The sequence below is a fragment of the Cupriavidus numazuensis genome (assembly GCF_905397435.1).
GTDB classification, from domain to species: domain Bacteria; phylum Pseudomonadota; class Gammaproteobacteria; order Burkholderiales; family Burkholderiaceae; genus Cupriavidus; species Cupriavidus numazuensis.
In genome coordinates, this window is record NZ_CAJPVI010000044.1 from 1 (window position 1) to 17,415 (window position 17,415).

At 65.4% G+C, this 17,415-nt stretch carries 14 protein-coding genes, 1 tRNA gene and 1 pseudogene; 8 read left to right on the forward strand and 8 right to left on the reverse strand.

Annotated elements, in window-relative coordinates; all coding sequences use genetic code 11:
• The 4 genes from KHO41_RS28780 to KHO41_RS28795 all read left to right on the forward strand — a co-directional run.
• On the forward strand, positions 1-267 hold a 267-nt coding region (locus KHO41_RS28780), incomplete at its 5' end, for a hypothetical protein (RefSeq protein ID WP_211956649.1).
• Between the two features lie 80 nt (positions 268-347).
• Positions 348-512 (forward strand): hypothetical protein, encoded by a 165-nt coding sequence (locus KHO41_RS28785; protein WP_211956650.1) that lies wholly within the window; start codon positions 348-350, stop codon positions 510-512.
• A gap of 164 nt (positions 513-676) precedes the next feature.
• Positions 677-925 (forward strand): hypothetical protein, encoded by a 249-nt coding sequence (locus KHO41_RS28790; RefSeq protein ID WP_211956651.1) that lies wholly within the window; start codon positions 677-679, stop codon positions 923-925.
• Between the two features lie 293 nt (positions 926-1,218).
• Positions 1,219-1,428, forward strand: a complete 210-nt coding sequence (locus KHO41_RS28795) for a DUF2188 domain-containing protein (RefSeq protein ID WP_211956652.1) — start codon at positions 1,219-1,221, stop codon at positions 1,426-1,428.
• 298 nt (positions 1,429-1,726) lie between these two features.
• Here KHO41_RS28795 and KHO41_RS28800 read toward each other — a convergent pair whose 3' ends face one another.
• Together KHO41_RS28800 and KHO41_RS28805 are read right to left on the reverse strand one after the other, a co-directional pair.
• Positions 1,727-2,239 (reverse strand): DUF4142 domain-containing protein, encoded by a 513-nt coding sequence (locus KHO41_RS28800; RefSeq protein WP_244874076.1) that lies wholly within the window; start codon positions 2,237-2,239, stop codon positions 1,727-1,729.
• A 200-nt stretch (positions 2,240-2,439) separates the two neighbouring features.
• Entirely contained in the window at positions 2,440-2,871 is a 432-nt protein-coding gene (locus KHO41_RS28805; protein ID WP_211956654.1) for a PRC-barrel domain-containing protein, read from the reverse strand.
• A gap of 558 nt (positions 2,872-3,429) precedes the next feature.
• On the opposite strand from KHO41_RS28805, the pseudogene KHO41_RS28810 reads away from it, so the two are divergent.
• Positions 3,430-7,495, forward strand: a pseudogene (locus tag KHO41_RS28810) (CheR family methyltransferase).
• Between the two features lie 103 nt (positions 7,496-7,598).
• Here KHO41_RS28810 and KHO41_RS28815 read toward each other — a convergent pair.
• Positions 7,599-8,141 (reverse strand): hypothetical protein, encoded by a 543-nt coding sequence (locus KHO41_RS28815; protein WP_211956655.1) that lies wholly within the window; start codon positions 8,139-8,141, stop codon positions 7,599-7,601.
• Between the two features lie 189 nt (positions 8,142-8,330).
• Between KHO41_RS28815 and KHO41_RS28820 the strand changes: the two genes are divergently transcribed.
• On the forward strand, positions 8,331-8,924 hold the full coding sequence (locus KHO41_RS28820; protein WP_211956656.1) for a recombinase family protein: 594 nt from the start codon (positions 8,331-8,333) through the stop codon (positions 8,922-8,924).
• 113 nt (positions 8,925-9,037) lie between these two features.
• On the opposite strand, the gene KHO41_RS28825 is transcribed toward KHO41_RS28820, so the two are convergent.
• A tRNA-Leu gene (locus tag KHO41_RS28825) sits at positions 9,038-9,124 on the reverse strand.
• Between the two features lie 70 nt (positions 9,125-9,194).
• Positions 9,195-9,566: a hypothetical protein gene (locus KHO41_RS28830; protein WP_211956657.1), complete on the reverse strand. Its 372-nt coding sequence runs from the start codon at positions 9,564-9,566 to the stop codon at positions 9,195-9,197.
• A gap of 701 nt (positions 9,567-10,267) precedes the next feature.
• On the opposite strand from KHO41_RS28830, the gene ilvA reads away from it, so the two are divergent.
• Positions 10,268-11,851, forward strand: a complete 1,584-nt coding sequence (gene ilvA / locus KHO41_RS28835) for a threonine ammonia-lyase, biosynthetic (RefSeq protein WP_211956658.1) — start codon at positions 10,268-10,270, stop codon at positions 11,849-11,851.
• 33 nt (positions 11,852-11,884) lie between these two features.
• Here the strand turns inward: ilvA and KHO41_RS28840 are convergent, their stop codons facing one another.
• Positions 11,885-13,228: a tetratricopeptide repeat protein gene (locus tag KHO41_RS28840; protein ID WP_211956659.1), complete on the reverse strand. Its 1,344-nt coding sequence runs from the start codon at positions 13,226-13,228 to the stop codon at positions 11,885-11,887.
• Positions 13,229-13,414: 186 nt separating this feature from the next.
• Between KHO41_RS28840 and KHO41_RS28845 the strand changes: the two genes are divergently transcribed.
• Positions 13,415-13,864, forward strand: coding sequence for an FKBP-type peptidyl-prolyl cis-trans isomerase (locus tag KHO41_RS28845; protein WP_211956660.1), 450 nt, complete (start codon positions 13,415-13,417; stop codon positions 13,862-13,864).
• Between the two features lie 21 nt (positions 13,865-13,885).
• Here the strand turns inward: KHO41_RS28845 and KHO41_RS28850 are convergent, their stop codons facing one another.
• Both KHO41_RS28850 and hpnN read right to left on the reverse strand, forming a co-directional pair.
• Complete coding sequence (locus tag KHO41_RS28850; RefSeq protein ID WP_244874077.1) at positions 13,886-14,713, reverse strand: MlaA family lipoprotein; 828 nt, start codon at positions 14,711-14,713, stop codon at positions 13,886-13,888.
• A gap of 64 nt (positions 14,714-14,777) precedes the next feature.
• Positions 14,778-17,411: a hopanoid transporter HpnN gene (hpnN, locus tag KHO41_RS28855; protein ID WP_211956661.1), complete on the reverse strand. Its 2,634-nt coding sequence runs from the start codon at positions 17,409-17,411 to the stop codon at positions 14,778-14,780.
• Positions 17,412-17,415 lie beyond the last annotated feature (4 nt).

The window sequence follows — 17,415 nt, forward strand, 5'->3', positions numbered from 1 at the left end:
TCCACCTTCCTGATTCTTGTTGTGTCGCAACTCCAAGATAACAGCGGTGGGCGGTTGGCCCTTTTTGTTTCTAAGCGGTCACGCAATTCGGCGAAGAACCAAAAAAAAGCCCACTCATACGAGCGGGCAACCATCGGGAATCGACGCTCGGCGGCCAGACGCCGGGCACATCTGAAGCATATGTCGGAGAAACATCCGCACACCTGTCCGGAATGGCCCCATTTCGGACATAAAGAACCCACTGACGATTCCCCTTGGTTTTCGTAGCATCCAGTCAACAGCTAAGAATCCGGGGTACCGCCATGACTCCAGGCAGATTCCGTGACCTTGTCATTCTGGACCGCTACATGAACGAATTGAAAGCCGAGATCAGTCTGCAGCAGCAGCGCGCTGCGCGGCTGACCGATGCTGCCGAATCGCTGAAGGCGGCCGAGATGGTGGCGAGCCTGGAGCGCGCGCTGGCGGCGCTTGAGGTCCGCCTGAACTCGACGCGGTTGAGCAAGGCATCGTAGGGAGCACTGCGCCCGGGTTGAACCAGGTCGTCCACGATGACACGGTGTGTCGATACTGACGCGCTGGACGCGACACCGGCAAGACGGATGCCTGCGGCGGATTCCTGCTTTACCAGACAATCGCCATCAGGCAATAACACGACGACACGACGCGGAGAGTGGACATGAGTTCGCTGGAGCTCTGGTGCATTGCGCTCGCCGCAACGGGCCTGCTTCTGCTCGCGCGCGTTTATGCCATTTACCGGATACGCGCGACATTCATGGCCGACCCCCGGTTGCGCGAAGTCCTGTACGGCCGCTTGCCCGGCTACGACGAAATGGCCTTCGCACCCTGGCACTGGGCGCGGTGGTCGATCGGCGCATGGCAATCCTTTGCGCTGAATTCAGTCGAGACGGAGAAAAGGCAGGTCTGAGGGATCTGGCCTGGGCAATGCCGGCGCAAGCCATGTGCGCAGTAACTTTTGCAGGACTTGCCAACCTATGTTGCGCACAGCCTCCGGCAGATGATGCACGGCCGACATGCGACGGCCCTCGCATAGAGAATGGCCGACAAGGCGATGGCACAGACAATGCTCCGAAATGGTCAGCTTATGAAGCCGGTGCAAGCGGACAGCTCGCAGCCACCGCTGACATATCTGACATATGGACAGTGCGTGTGGTGCTGTGGCCAGACAGACGGGACCGGTTTCGCCCCGAGGAGTGAATCATGGCGGACGGTGTTGTAAAGGTAATTCCGGTGACAGGCATGCTGTGGGCGGTGGCCATGACGGCCAATGGCAAGACGACGAAGAGCGAAACCTTCGCCTGCCGCAGCGCCGCGATCGCAGCCGGTGTCCAGCTTGCGCTGCAAAACGAGTCGGTATTATTCATTCAGGGCCTCGGCGATGAATGTGCCGGGACCGAAACCATCCAGTAGTTCACGCCTCCCTGCCCGCATCCGGGCAGCCGCTGCAGCACCGCGGCATCCGGCACCGAACTTGTCTTTCTCAATGGTGACAGCGCAGTGCCTGGCCATTTAGACCGATATGGACAAGTCAAAGAATTCCCGCCGCAGGGCGCGGCGCTCAGTCTTCTGCTCGACGACCACCGCAAGGTCAAGAAACTCTTCCGGGCCGTTCACCAAGCCACGGACGCATGCGAGCGCGCAGCGATTGCCGTGGTTTCCGTTGGCCCACGGACAACGGAACCACGCGGCAGTACGAGGTATAGGCGAACTACTTGTTCTTCGCGGCCAGGTTGCGCGCCATGTCGAGGTGGTGTTCCAGCGTTGGCAGCGTTTTCGAGGCGAACGATTTGACGTCGGTGTCGCTTGCCGTTTGCGATGCGCCGCGGAACAGGTCGACGGCCTGCATATGGGCCTGCACGCCCACGGTGTCGGCATAGCGGCGGTCGAACGCGGCGCCGCTCAGGCTCTTGAGCGCGTCGAGTGTGGCGCGGTCAGAGGCGTCCGGTGCGCTCGGCAACGTCACCTGCTTGCGGCTGGCGAGCTGCTTGAGTTCACTGGCCGCGGCTTCGTGGTCCTTCAACATCTGCGCGGCAAAGTCCTTGACGGCGCTGTCGGTGGCCTTCTGCTGGGCAAGCTTGCTGGCCTCGATTTCCATGGTGCCGGCCTGCGCGGCTTTCTTCATGAAATCGGTGTCGGAAGCAGAGGGGGCGGCATACGCAGCAGGGACGAGCACAGATGCCAGGGCGATAGCGAGCAGCTGGGGGAAGCGGGTAACGGTCACGGGGAGTCTCCTGTTGTGTCCGCGGGCGGGATGCGAAGCCTGTGCAAGCTTCATGCCGCGCGCCATGACGCACGGTATCGCGTCAGGTCCTCGTGCACCGGGGGATGTTCCGGCGATGTACCTCTTGCAAGCGGCATCACCGGGAATGCATGACCGGGCAGCCGTTGGTGGAACAGCTGCCCGGTTCGAATGCCAGGTCCTCAGAGAACCGGCGATGAGCCAACCCAGTACGGCTCGCGCTCATAGTAGCGGTGCACGTCGGTGCCCCATTGCGCGTCTGCCATGCTTGGCCAGCTGTCCTTGTTGAAGCCCGGCGAGTTCTTGATGCGGTCGGCGGTCAGGCCAAGGCGGAAACACTTGGAGTCCGTGTCCATCACCAGTGCATTCCACGGAATCGCGTGCAGCGTGTCGCCCATGCCGAGGAAGCCGCCGGTGGTGAGCACCGCGTAGGCCACGCGGCCGCGCGGGACGTCGATCATGATCTCCTTGATCTCGCCGACATGCTGGTCGTCGGACGAGTAGACCTTGGTGTCATCGAGGCTCGACGCCGCCATGACTTCCGGGCCGGGGCCTTCGCCGACGCCGCTGCCCACGATGGCAGCGCCTTGATTCGAGTTGAGGTTGCGGTCCATTTGCAGTCTCCGATCGGTTGTGGGTCCCTTCGTGGAGCAACCCGCATGCCCGGTCGCCGCGTGGCACCCGGAACGCAGCGACGCGGCTTGCGCGGGCGCTGCCCCGCGCAACGTGCGGAAGAAACTACAACTGTCGGTAATGAGGTTGCCCCGGCGCTCGAGCTGGAGCCGGACCATGCCGGCGCGGAGCCGCGAGGCTGTATCAGTCAGGGGCATCAGTGGCGGCGATAGCGCCGGAAAGGGGGCGGGAGTCCATACTAGTCCTTGCGCGGAGGCGTTCTGGCCGATGAGGCGCCTGCCGCTTGCGGCGGCAATAGGGCGACAACGGCAGCGCACGCTGTTCGACGCGCTGGAGTGCACGACAGATTCCACGTGGGCCACGCAAGTTCGTGACAACACCGGGGATGCCGGCAACTTCAGGCAGGGAATGTCAAGTGATGACATACCGTCAAGTGATGACATACCGGTATGCCCGTACCGCCACATTCCATTGTCCTGGCAAGGACGTTGCGTAGTAACATCTTTGTCTTACCTGTTCTTCAGAATGCAAGCGCCACGATGGCTCCATCCCGAGTGAAATCGCTCCCCAGTCAACTCACTTTTCCCGTCGTCGGCATTGGTGCGTCCGCCGGTGGGATTGAAGCGCTCAAGTCGTTTTTCGAGACGTTGCCGGGGCGTACCGGCGCCGCTTATGTGATCGTGGTGCATCTCTCGCCCGATCATGCCAGCCACCTGCCGGCGGTGATCAGTGCCGTCACATCCATGCCCGTGACGCAGGTGACGGAAGTCACCTCCATCGAGGTGAACAATGTCTATGTGATCGCGCCGTCCATGACGCTGTCGATGATGGACGGCTGCCTCAGGGTCGAACCCGAAGCCGGGCGCGATACGCACCGCGCGGCTATCGACCTGTTCTTCCGGTCGCTGGCCGAGGCGCACCGCGAACGCGCGGCCGCCATCGTGCTGTCTGGTGCGGGTGCGGACGGTTCGGTCGGTATTACGCGCGTTAAGGAGATGGGCGGCATCGTGATGGCCCAGCAGCCGGAAGATGCCGCGTTTTCCAGCATGCCGCGCGCCGCGGTCAATACAGGCCAGGTCGACATCATCCTGCCGGTGCCGGAGATGGCGCAGAAGCTCATGGAGCTGTGGTCGAACGCGAACCGCATCCACCTGCCGACGGGCGACGAAGCCGGCGGCAGCCTCGCGGGCACGGCCGATACCGAGCACATCCTGCGCGAGATCATGGTGATCCTGCGCACGCGTACCTCGCATGACTTCCGCCAGTACAAGCGCGCGACGGTCCTGCGCCGCATCGAACGGCGCATGCAGGTGAACGGGCTCAGCGAGCTGTCCGAGTACCGCGATTTCCTGCACGGGCACCCTGAGGAAACGCCGCTGCTGCTGCAGGACATGCTGATCAGCGTGACCAACTTCTTCCGCGACCGCGAGGCATTCGACGCGTTGCGCAGTGAAGTGCTCCCGCAGATCATCGAAAGCCGGCGTTCGGAAGGCGACCCGATCCGTGTCTGGAGCGCGGGCTGCGCGACTGGCGAAGAGGCGTACTCCCTGGCCATGTTGTTGCAGGAAGCCACAGGAAACGCGTCGGAAGCGGTGCAATACCAGGTGTTCGCGACGGATATCGACGAGCGCGCGATCGCCCACGCACGGTCGGGGCTGTATCCGGAATCGATCCTGGCTGACGTCGATGCCGGCCGCGTGCGCCAGTTCCTGACGCGCGACGCCGGGCACTACCGCATCAAGAAGGAACTGCGCGAACACGTCCTGTTTGCGCTGCACAACGTGCTGCGCGACCCGCCGTTTTCGCGGCTCGACATGGTGTGCTGCCGCAACATGCTGATCTACCTCGACCGCGAGGCGCAGCTTGACGTACTTCGCACCTTCCATTTCGCGCTGCGTCCGGGCGGCATCTTGTTCCTGGGCGGTTCCGAGGCCGCGGACAGCGTCGGCAACCTGTTCAGCGTGGTCGACAAGAAGGCCCGCATCTACCGCGCCAACGTGGCCGTGCGGGCCGATGCGCCCATGCCCCACGCGCCGACGACCGTGGCGTCCAGCCTGCCGATGACGATCACGCCGCCGCTGGGCCGCCGCAAGTTCTCGTTCGGCGACCTGCACCAGCGCGTGATCGAGCAGCACGCGCCGCCCAGCGTGCTGGTCAGCCGCGATTCCGACATCGTCCACCTGTCGGACCGTGCCGGGCGCTTCCTGCAATATGCGGGGGGGGGAGCCTTCGCACAACATCATCGCGGCGGTGCGTCCCGAACTGCGGCTGGAGTTGCGCACGGCGATATTCCAGGCGCTGCAGGCCAATCACAGCGTGGAGGCGCGGCGCGTCCAGCTTGAGCGCGACGGCCGGCGCTTCTTCGTGAACATGATCGCGCGGCCCGTCCATGACGTGGAAGCCAACGCGGACTTTGTGCTGATCCTGTTCGACGAGGTCGAGGACAGCATGGCCGAGGCCGATGCGGCTGCCGTGAGACCGCAGCGCGACCCGATGGTCAGCCAGCTCGAAGGCGAGCTCCAGCGTACCAAGGAGCAGCTGCAGGCCACCATCGAGCAGTCGGAGACGTCGACCGAAGAGCTCAAGGCTTCGAACGAGGAGCTGCAGGCCATCAACGAGGAACTACGCTCGGCCACGGAAGAGCTGGAAACCAGCAAGGAAGAGCTGCAATCGATCAACGAAGAACTCACGACGGTCAATGCGGAGCTCAAGTCGAAGGTCGAGGAGACCAGCAAGATCAATGACGACCTGCAGAACCTGATCACCGCGAACGACATCGGCACGATCTTCGTCGACCGCAATATCCGTATCAAGCGCTATACGCCGCGGGCCACGGACGTGTTCAGCATCATCCCGTCGGACATCGGCCGCTCGCTGCTCGACATCACGCATCGCCTCGAATACGACAAGCTGTCGGACGACGCCGCCGAGGCGTTCGATTCGCTGCGGCTGATCGAGCGCGAAGTCCGCAGCAGCGATGGCCGCTGGTACCTCGCCCGGTTCCTGCCGTACCGGACCACTGAAGACCGCATCGATGGCGCCGTGCTGTCATTCATCGACATCACGTCGCGGCGCGCCGCGGAGGACCGGCTGCGCGACGGCGAGCTGCGCATGCGTATCGTGGCCGAAAGCACGCGCGACTACGCCATCATCACGTTTGACGACGATGGCCGCGTGACGAGCTGGAACGTGGGCGCGCACCGGCTCTTCGGCTATGACGAGTCCGAAATGCTGGGCCGGCCGGCCGATGTCCTGTTCACGCCGGAGGACCGCGAACAACGCGTACCGGCGGAGGAAATGGCACAGGCGCGCAAGTACGGACGCGTCGAGGAAGACCGCTGGCACTTGCGCAAGGACGGCACCCGCTTCCGTTCGAGTGGTGTGCTATCGCGGCTGGATACCGCCGGTATCAGCGGCTACGCGAAGATCGCGCGCGACCTTGACGAGGTGCTGCCGCAAGGTGCGCCGCGCAATGACCCGACCTGGCGGCAGGACGACGATCACGTGCGGAGCGACGAGTTCCTGGCGGTGGTTTCGCACGAACTCAAGCATCCGCTGAACCTGATCAGCGCGAGTAGCGAGCTGATCGCGCGCTCGGCCGAGGCGCGGCGCAACCCGGTCATCGCGCGGGCGACCTCGACGATCCGGCGTACCGTGCAGAACCAGGCGCAGATCATCGATGACCTGCTCGACATGTCGCGCGTGCGTACCGGCAAGCTGTCGCTCACGCGGGACCCGATCGACTGGCGCGAAGTCGTCCAGCGCGTGTGCGACGCCGTGCAGGAAGACGCGGCGAGCAAGAATCTGACGCTGCATTGCAATCTGTCGGGGACGCCGGTCTGGATCAATGCCGATGTCACCCGAATCGAGCAGGTGGTCTGGAACCTGATCAGCAATGCGCTGAAGTTCACGCGCGAGGGCGACGAGATCAGCGTCACGCTCGAGAACGAGGGTGATCGTGCCAGGCTGGTGGTCAAGGACAGCGGCCATGGCATCGACGCGCAGGTGCTGCCCCATATCTTCGACATGTTCCGCCAGGGCGCCAATGCGCGCGGGCGGCAGAGCGGCCTGGGGATCGGCCTGTCGCTGGTCAAGGAGATCGTGACGCTGCATGGCGGCACGGTTTCCGCGAGTTCCACGGGACTCGGCCATGGCGCGACCTTCACTGTCGAGTTGCCGGCGGGCTCCGACTCGCGCATCGATGACACCGAGCCGCCGGTGACGCCGTCACTGCTGCGCGGATTGCGCGTCATGCTCGTGGACGACGATGCGCCGACGGTCGAGACGTTCCGGATGCTGCTCGAATCCGAAGGCGCTGTCGTGCAGGTTGCGACGGATGCCGAGGTGGCACTCGGGGAGATGGCGGCGAGCCCGCCGGACCTGTTGCTGTCCGACCTCGGCATGCCGGGCATGGACGGCTTCGAGCTGCTGCGCGCCGCGCGCAAGCTGCCGGGCCTGGAAGGATTGAGGGCTGTCGCCCTCAGTGGCTACGGGCAGCAGCGCGACATCGACGCGGCCCTGGAGGCGGGGTTCGACGCCCACGTGTCCAAGCCGATCGTGCTGGACACGCTGCTTACGACGCTGATTCAGCTTCGCAAGGACTGACAACGTCGGGCGCCAGGCCCTGGTCCTTGTCGGGGCCAGGCGCCTGACGCCCGACGGTGTTGTTGCCTTGTTGTCGTGTCACTCTCACACACCGTTGCCGCAATTACCGGCTGCGCGATCGCACACGCGACGCCGCGGCGACCTGCTGGCGCAAGCGATTGCGCTGTTTGCGCAGCGACGCCACGGTGTGGCACAGGGTGTGCAACAGCATCTCTGTGAACTCGGTAGGCAGGCCGTCGGCGCGAAGCTGGCGCGCGAACCGGATCTGGCGACGGAGATTGCTGCGGACCTCGCAGATATGGCGTTCGAGGTCGAGCAATTGCCGCCTGGCGCAGTCAGTGGCCGCAGAGGGGCGCGGCAGGATCTTGTGCTGCAGCACCGTCGCATCGCCGTCTGCGGCGCAAGGGGCCTCCTCGGCCTCCTCCGGCTCCGCAGGCTCAGAGCTGGTATGCATATCGATCCAGCTTTTCGCCCACGCAAGCCCCTGGGCTTGCGCGCGTTCGCGGGTCCGGTAGAACCCCAGTTCGCCCGACTCGACCAGCACGGCGCCGGCACGTACCACGCAACCGGTCGCCTGCCAGGTGTCGTCGGACAGCAAAGTTGCTGAACCTTCGACGGTATGGTCGTAGTATTGTTGGGTCGTCATCGGCACTTTTTCGTGTCTCCGGTGGAGGCCGCGCCGCATGCGTGACTGCAACCGGCCGTAGTATTTATTTTCGTGTCTCCAAGGAGATGGTAAGAAAGGTTGCTTCTCGCTGATATGTCAGGGAGCCGTCGAGAATGCAATAATTCCGGACACCTAGGGTGCGCCGCTGGCCTGCGGCAAGGAGATGGAATGCCGACTACGTATCTTTATACGAATCAGGCAGGGAGCCTCAGCGAATTCGAGAACGAATGCATGGCGCTGGATGCCGCCGGGTATGTCGTCAACATTGGCAATGCCTGGTGGGAACGCTCGTTGGTGACGGGGCCGGCGATGCAGCGCCCCGCCTTCCAGCAAATGTCGCGGCGGCTGCGTGCGGGCGACACCATCGTTACCGCCACGCTCGCGAGCCTGGGTTGCAACCTGCGCGATGTCATCGCCACGCTGCAGCGTTGCTGGTCGCTGGGCGTGCGGGTGCATTGCGCGGAAGTTGGCGATGAGAACCTGTCCGCGCCGAGTTCGGTGACCATGCGGACCTTGCATGCCGTCGACAATCTCGAGCGACAAGGCCGCAGCGCCCGCATGAAGCAGAGCGCGCAGGAGGCCGTCGGCCGCGGTGCCCGGCTCGGCCGCAAGCCTTTGCTCGAACCCGATATGCACGAGGAAATCCGCGCGGCGATCCGTGTCGGGACATCGATCAGCGAGCTTGCACGTACGCTGCGCGTGTCGCGCCAGACGATCATGCGGATCCGCGATGGTTGCCCGGCACGCACCGAGGGGTTTTGACATCCACGCACATCCCCGAGCAATTTCTGTCGTCGTGACGGCGCCCTGAACGCGTCGGACGCATCAATGAAAAAAGGCTTGCCGAAGCAAGCCTTTTTCAAACTTCCAAATCTTGGTGCCCAGGAGAGGACTCGAACCTCCACAGTGTTGCCACCGCTAGGACCTGAACCTAGTGCGTCTACCAATTCCGCCACCTGGGCAAGTGAGCTGCGCATTGTATCAAAGGATCTGGAAAATGCAAGCGGTACCTCGCATTTTCCGATCGTGGCGCTACGCTTGCCCTTGCAGCAGGTACTCCTGAAGCTGCGAAAGCTCGATGGCGATACCGCCTGGAAAGCCCTGGCGCCCGCCGCGCTTGTCGATCAGCAGGTCTTCCAGATAGGCGCGGATCGCGGTGGGATGCGGCCACAATGCAGCGAGCTGATTGCCGATGCGCGGATAGCGGCGGCACAGTTCCATGGGCCGTGCTCCGGCCGGCAGCGAGGCAAGCCAGCGCATGGCGGTGACGCTCAGCACCCGCGATTCGGGCGGCTCGGGCCGCCGCAAAGTGGGCCAGTGTGGCTCGGCCTGCGCGGGCGGCGCGCCGTCCAGGATTAGTTTCGCTTCCTCGACGGAAACGAATTCGAATGATAGGGGTTCCATGCCGGTAGGAAATACGGTGCGGGACAAAAGCAGGCGAAAGCCCGCGTCATACAGTTACGGCCTTTCCGGCAATTTCTTGATGCCGCGTTCCGCGGCAACGTGTGATGACTCGCAGCAACTCCATACTGTCTGCGCTATTGCGCCTTCGCCATATTCGGGTTTGTGCCAGCTAGCCCGCGTGAGGACGTTGGAGTCTACTGGAACTGCGCACAAGACGTGGCTGGATGGAAGATCGGGCTGCAGTGCTGGCCCATCGCAATCCGGTCGGACTTAGATCCCTACGGAGACTACACCATGGTGACCAAGCAGGAAGACGCCTTCATTGTGAAGAACCTCATCGCGCTGGCAGCAGTGGAAACGATCGGCGCAGCGATTGCGCTGGGCCTGGTCTTCAACGTTCTTACCTGAGTCTCAGAGTCTCCCACTGGCCCGCGCCATCGGCCGCGGGCCACATCCCCACATCGCTACATCACTTCATTTCGCTTCACTCGTCATTGTCAATCAGAAGATTGACAAATCGCCCCGGGTCCGACAAGCTTTCGTCCATGGACCGCCGTCACAACGACATCGCGCTGATTATTATCACCATTCCTGGAATGGTGGGTTAGCGCGCGTCCTCAGATCAGTTACCGCAAAACCCGCCCTGAGGCGGGTTTTTTGTTTCCGTCTCCTGGGCACCCATTCAGCACAGGAGCCCCGCCATGCCGGCACAAGCCGCCGATCTTGCCACCGAATATTGCGATGTCCATTCGCCGGACGTTGCCGACCAGAACAGTTATCTCAGGCGCATCCTGAACGCGCGGGTCTACGACGTCGCGCGCGAGACCGAGCTTGAGCTGGCGCGCAACCTGTCCGCGCGCACTGGCAACGCCATCTGGCTCAAGCGCGAGGACAACCAGCCGGTGTTCTCGTTCAAGATCCGCGGCGCCTACAACAAGATGGCCAATCTGGATGCGCAGGCGCTGCAGCGCGGCGTGATTACTGCGTCGGCGGGCAATCATGCGCAGGGCGTGGCGTTGTCGGCCCGCCACCTTGGCGTGCGGGCGGTGATCGTGGTGCCGACGACCGCGCCGCAGGTCAAGGTCGACGCCGTGCGTGCGCATGGCGGTCCCACGGTCGAGGTGGTCCAGGCCGGCGCGTCCTATACCGATGCGTGGCGCCACGCAATGCAGCTGCAGCAGGAGCTTGGCCTGACCTTCATCCCGGCCTTCGATGATCCCGACGTCATCGCAGGCCAGGGCACCGTGGGCGCGGAGATCCTCGCGCGCCATCGCGGGCCCCTCGACGCCATCTTCGTGCCCATCGGCGGTGGCAGCCTCGCCGCGGGCGTGGCCACCTACGTCAAGGCCGTGCGTCCGGAAGTCCGCGTGATCGGCGTGCAGACGCAGGACTCGTGCGCAATGGCGCAGTCGCTGCGCGCGGGACAGCGCGTGGAACTCGACGATGTGGGCCTGTTCTCGGATGGCACCGCGGTGAAGCTGGTCGGCGAGGAAACCTTCCGTCTATGCCGGGCGTATCTCGACGATGTCATGACGGTCAGCACGGATGCCGTGTGCGCCGCCATCAAGGACGTGTTCGAGGATACGCGCAGCGTGCTGGAACCCGCCGGTGCGCTGGCCGTTGCCGCCGCCAAGCAATACGCGCAACTGCATGGCCTGCAGGGCCGCACGCTGGTGGCGGTGACGTCGGGCGCCAATGTCAACTTCGAGCGCATGCGCTTCGTCGCCGAGCGCGCGGAAATTGGCGATGCGCGCGAGGCCGTGTTCGCGGTGACGATGCCCGAGGCGCGCGGCACGTTCCTGCGCTTCTGCGATCTTGCAGGCAGCCGCAGCATCACCGAGTTCAGCTACCGCATTGCCGATGCGCAAACCGCGCACGTGTTCGTCGGCATGCGCGTGAAGGATCGTGCCGAGGCTGCGCAGATTGCTGGTGCGTTCAGTGCGCAAGGTTTTGCCACGGTCAACCTGACCGGCGACGAACTGGCCAAGCAGCACCTGCGGCATATGGTAGGTGGGCGCTCCGTACTCGCCGGCGGCGAACGCCTGTTCCGCTTTGCATTCCCCGAGCGGCCCGGTGCGTTGATGACCTTCCTGCGCGCGTTGCCGGCGGACTGGAACATCAGTCTCTTCCATTACCGCAACGATGGCGGTGACGCGGCGTCGGTGCTGGTCGGCATCCAGATGCCAGAGGCGGCTGCACAGCGCAGCGATGCAGTGCTGGCCGCGCTCGGCTATCCGTACTGGGAGGAGAGTGCCAATCCGGCCTATCGCCTGTTCCTGGCGTAGGCCGGATTGGCGCGAGATCGCCGTCGGGCTTTCTCAATGCCGGACCGCGGCCGGGCCGCAGTCGTCGGCGCGATGCATCAGGCGGCGCAGGCTCGGGTTCATCGGCTTGAGTGCCGCGCGCTCGGCGCACAGGGCCTGGGCCAGATTTGCGCGCCCGCCGCGCAGCGCGGCTTCGATGAGCGTCAGGTTGATGACGTCGCGCTGCGCATGGCTGCCGCCAAAGCGGTTCGCGATCAGGCGCGCCGGCATCAGCAGGTCGACGGCCGTGGCGTAGTCACCGTCCTCGAAGGCGATCAAGGCATCGGCGACCGGCACGCCGACCTCGCGCGACATCATGGCGTTCGTCCCCGTACCGGCTGCGGCGCCGGACAGGGCTGCGCGCGTTTCCGCCGCCGCGTCGGGCTGGCCGGCGCCCAGGCTGGCCATGATCGCGTGGACATCGTTGAAGGCGTAGTAGCCGGCAGCGCCACGCCCCTGCCAGTCGCTGGCAAGCGGCTGCCAGCGCGCGCCCGCCTCCACGCCGCGAAGGTGCAGCCGCCACAGCAGCGCCGAGGCGTCGACAAGGTCCAGCGCAATCGCGGGGGCAGGGCGGCACACGTGTTCGTCATAGAGCGCGAGCACCGCATCGGTATCGCCCTGTTCCAGTTCGAACAGCGCCAGATGCCACCAGTTGTGCACGGCCAGCATGTTGTCGTCGGCCCAGTCCTCGCGGCGCCCGCCGAGCCAGCCGATGCCTTCGTCGAGCCGGCCCTGCATTTCCATGACATGCGCCACGGCGTGGATGGCCCACGGATCGCGCGGGTTCAGGTCGAGTGCGCTACGACCGCGGTCTTCGGCACGTTCGTAGAACTGGGTTTCCTCAAGTCCGAACGCATGCATGCCCAGCAGGAAGCTGAACCCCGGCATCTCGGCGTCCCAGTGCGGCAGCACGCGGGCGATGCGGTCGCGCAGCATGCCGGACTGCCCGAGCAGGAAATCGCCGATATGCGCAACCTGCACGGCAAGCAGGTCGCGGGGGTAATCGATGGCGATATCGCCGTAGAGCGCGACGGCACGCGTGAACGATCTGTCCAGCCACGCGCGTGCTGCAGCGATATGGCGGCGCTCGCGGTCATTGGCACTGGCCTGCAGTGCCTCGCCGGCCTCGACGCTTTGGCGCAGCATCGGCTCGGCCGTGCCGTCGCCTGACGTTACCATCAGTCCCGCACGCAGCGCGTGGCCCATGGCGAAATCGGGTGCTTCGGCCAGCGCTTCGTCGATGGCGGCAAGCGGGTCGCCGTAGTAGCCGTTGAGCAGGTGCAGCGCCGCGTCGAACTGCTCCAGCGAGCGGGCGCCGCCGGTCGACACTTCCAGGCCGCGGGAATCGACTGTTGCCATGGCTTCCTCCGTGCATGTGGAACCAATCGTAGGCCGGCATTCGCAGGATGCAACGTACCGCACCGGGAATGCCGCGCTGACGCCGCATGCGCGCACGGGCTGTGCGTCATGCGCCGCTGGAGCGGGCGTCGGAGCGTCGGTTACACTGCCCGCTCTTTCCACTACGCCGTTGCAACCGGATTCCCCATGAAACGCATCGCCCTGCTTCTCAGCGCCATGACCTTCGCCTGCGCCGCCTTGGCGGCCGCGCCGGGCGCGTCGGCACCGGCCGCATCGGCCGCATCGGTCCCTGCGGCAGCCCCGCAGACGCTGCCCTCGGGCATGACCATCCAGCATCTGGTCAAGGGTACCGGCCCGTCGCCCAAGGCCACCGATACGGTACAGGTCCACTACCGCGGCACGCTGGCCGACGGCACCGAATTCGACAGCTCGTACAAGCGCGGCCAGCCGATCTCGTTTCCGCTGAACCGCGTGATTCCGTGCTGGACCGAAGGCGTGCAGACCATGCAGGTGGGCGGCAAGGCCAAGCTGACCTGCCCGGCGGCTACCGCCTACGGTGCGCGCGGTGTGCCGGGCACCATCCCGCCGAACGCCACGCTGACGTTCGAGGTCGTGCTGCTCGGCATCGGCGGCTGAGGACAGCGGACGCGCTGATGCTTATTGCTGCGGCGTTCCCGTTGCGGGCGCCGCAGATCCCGCCGGCTCGGCGGCCGGCGCGGATGCGGGTGCCGGCGAGGTCATGGATCCGCCGTCCGACTCTTCGTCATCGCTATAGTCAGGCAGCTTGCCGCTGCCGCCGTCGAGCAGGTAGCGCCGGCGCTGCATATAGGCATCGCGCACGAACGCGTACTTGTCCAGCGCTGCCAGCGTGAGCAGGTCGGTCGCGCCGAGCAGGTTGGTACGCACATCCACCACGTTCATGCCGTACAGCGAATTGCGCACGGCCGGCTCCGCGTACGTGGTCGGGTCGAACCAGAAATTCACATACAGCCCCACGCCGTCACGGAACGAACTCGGGCCGAATATCGGCAGCACAAGGTAGGGCCCGGACGGCACGCCCCACGTGCCCAGCGTCAGCCCGAAGTCCTGCGAATGCTTTTGCAGGCCGGCCGGCGTGGCAATGTCGATGAGGCCGCCGATCCCGAGCACCGAATTGATTGCCACGCGCATCAGGCTCTCGGCCGCATCCACGCCCTTGCCCTGCAGCAGGTTGTTGGCAAAATTGCCCACGTCCGCAATGTTCGAATAGAAATTGGTCACCGCGGTGCGCACGGGCTGCGGCGTGACCGCCTTGTAGCCCTTGGCGACAGGCGTGGCCACGTACTGGTCAAGCTTGTCGTTGACCTGGAAGACCACGCGGTTCATCGGTTCGAGCGGGTCGTCGGGATTGGCCTGCGGGCCGGTGGCGCAGCCGGCCGCGAGCAGCGGAACGAACGCCAGGAAAGCCAGCCGTGCGGGCTGGCGCGGAATACGGGGGAGCAACATGATGCAGCGGTGGATTCGAGGTTGTTATCGTTATGCGGCGGGCCGTGCGGTGGCTGTTCGGTGACTACTCCGCAGGGCTCGCCTGGTGCCGATTCGTGCCTTCGCGGGGTCGGCCCATCAGGATAGGTTGGAAGAACACGGCGCCCACCAGCGTGCACACCAGCGCGAGCGCCAGCAGCTTGCCCATGCTCGCAGTGCCGGGATGCTGCGACAGCCACAGGCTGCCGAATGCGGTGGCGGTGGTGGCGGCGCTGTAGAGCACCGCGTGCGTGAGGCTGGACTGCAGCAGCTTGGTCTTGCCGTGGCGCCACGCGATCACGTAGTAGATCTTGAATGCCACGCCGATGCCCAGCAGCAGCGGCAGCGCGATCACGTTGGCGAAGTTCAGCGCAATGCCGAATGCCGCGCACAACTCCAGCGTGACGATGGCCGACACCAGCAGCGGCACCAGCGTGCGCAGCACGTCGCCAAAGCGGCGCAGCGCAATCCACAGCAGCACGGTGATGGACAGCACGGCCCAGGCGCCGGCCTGTGCGAATGCGCCCATGATCGTGTCGGCGGAACCGCGGATCGCTATCGGGCCACCTGTCGCGTTCGGTTCCACGCGCAGCACGGCGTCCATGAACCGGTTGAGCGCGGCTTCCCGTTCGATGCCATCCTGCTGCGGCAGCCGGGGCGTGATGCTGACGAGTGCGCGGCCATCCGGAGTCAGCCAGTCGCGCACGATCTCGGGCGGCAGCGTTTGCTGCGTGATGGGCCGCGGCTCCAGCATCAGGCGCAGGCGGCCCAGCGCCAGGCGCAGTGGCAGGGCGATGGCCTGCTCGGCGCGGTCGCGCGTGGCGGCATCCGCGTCGGCGAGCCGCTTCAGCACCTTGGCCAGCCGCGCGGCCTGGGCCGCGCCGGTTTCGGGATGTTCGTCGGCCGCGATAGCGAGCTGGCGCGACGCACTGCGCAGCGCATTGACGCGGGCCATGTCGGTGGCCGGGGTGGCGGTCTGCTGCGTGAGCACCGGCATCAGCGCCGTGCGGGCGGTTTCGATGGCTGCGAGCTTGGCGGGCTGGTCGTCGGGGATGAATGTCTGCAGCGTGACCACGCGCGACACTTCCGGCAGAGGCGACACCTTGTCCGCAATCTGCCGCGCCGCTGCCAGAGACGGCGCCAGCACGGTGACATCGTCGGTGCCCGCTTCGGGCGCATCCTTGAGCGCGAGCAGCGTCGCCATCGATTCCGAATGCGGATCCTTCAGGTGCAGCGGATCGAAGTCAAAGCGCAGGCGCAGCAGCACCGGCGATCCGAGCAGGATCGCCGCACAGGTGAGCAGCAGCACGGGCTTGCGGTGGCGCTCGAAGAACTCGTCCGCGGGAGCCAGCCAGGCAAAGCCCGGCGCTTCGGCTTCGCCGCGCGGCTGCATGACCTGGATGAGCGCGGGCAGCATCGTGAACGTCGTGAGGAACGCCACCAACATGCCGACACCGGCAATCTGGCCAAGCTCCGCCACGCCGCGGAAGTCGGTGGGAAGGAAACAGAAGAATGCGGCGGCCGTCGCCGCAGCCGCCAGCGTCAACGGCATCGCGGTGCCCTGCGCGGCATGTTCCAGCGCTTCGGCGATATGGCCGCGGTCATGGCGCTCGGCGCGATAGCGCACGCCGAACTGGATGCCAAAGTCGACGCCCAGGCCAACGAACAGCACCGCGAAGGCCACCGAGATCATATTGAGCGCGCCGACCATGGCCAGGCCCAGCGCCGCCGTGATCAGCAAGCCCGTGATCAGGCTGGCCAGCACCGCCAGGATCAGCCGCTTTGATCGCAAGGCCATCCACAGAATCAGCACGACGACCAGCACCGTAAGCAGCCCATTGAGCGCGGCGCCTTCGCTGACGGAGGCGAACTCGTCGTCGGCCAGCGGCTGCGGTCCGGTCAAACGGACGCTGGCCTGGTAGCGCTCGCCCAGTTTCAGTTCGGCGGCCGTCGCGCGGATGGCATCGGCGGCGGCGGAGCCCGCCTGCAGGTCGCTGTAGTCGAGCACGGGGCTGACCGTGATGAAACTGAAGACGCGGCCTTCCTTGTCGGGCTTGAGGCGGTCGTCGAGCAGACCGGCCCACGACATGGCCGCCGGCTTGCCGGCCAGCACCTGTTCGAGCGCGCCGGCGCTGGCGCCGAGCAGGGTGTCCGTATCGGCCAGCTTGACCTGGCCCATCGTCAGCGGCAGGCCCAGCATGGTCGTCAGCGTGTCGGAGAGGCCGCGCAGGGTTGGGTCGTGCGCGAGCTGGTTGAGCAGCGGGCGCGCTTGGACGAGCTGTTGCGTGACCTGCCCGACTTCCTCGGTGCGCGCGAACAGCAGGCCGTTGCGGGAAAAGAATTCGCCTGCGCCGGGCTGGCTTACCGAGCGGAAATGCTCGGGGTGCTTGCGCAGCGCATCGGCCAGTTCGCTGGCGGCGGCATCGGCCAGTTCCGACGCGGGCGCCTGTACCACGGCCAGGATCATCTGCCCGCGCTGCGGAAAGGCCTCGCCGATGGCCGCATCCCGTTTCGCCCACGGCGCATCCGATTCAAGCAGCCGATTGATGTCCGTATTGATGGCGAAGTGCCGTGCCACATAGACGCCGCTGGCGGCGGTGAGCAGCAGGGCCGCCACGATCACCAGCCAGGCGCGGGTCGTGGCGAGCCTGACGAGGCGGGTCAGCAGCGAAGTCAGCATGGAG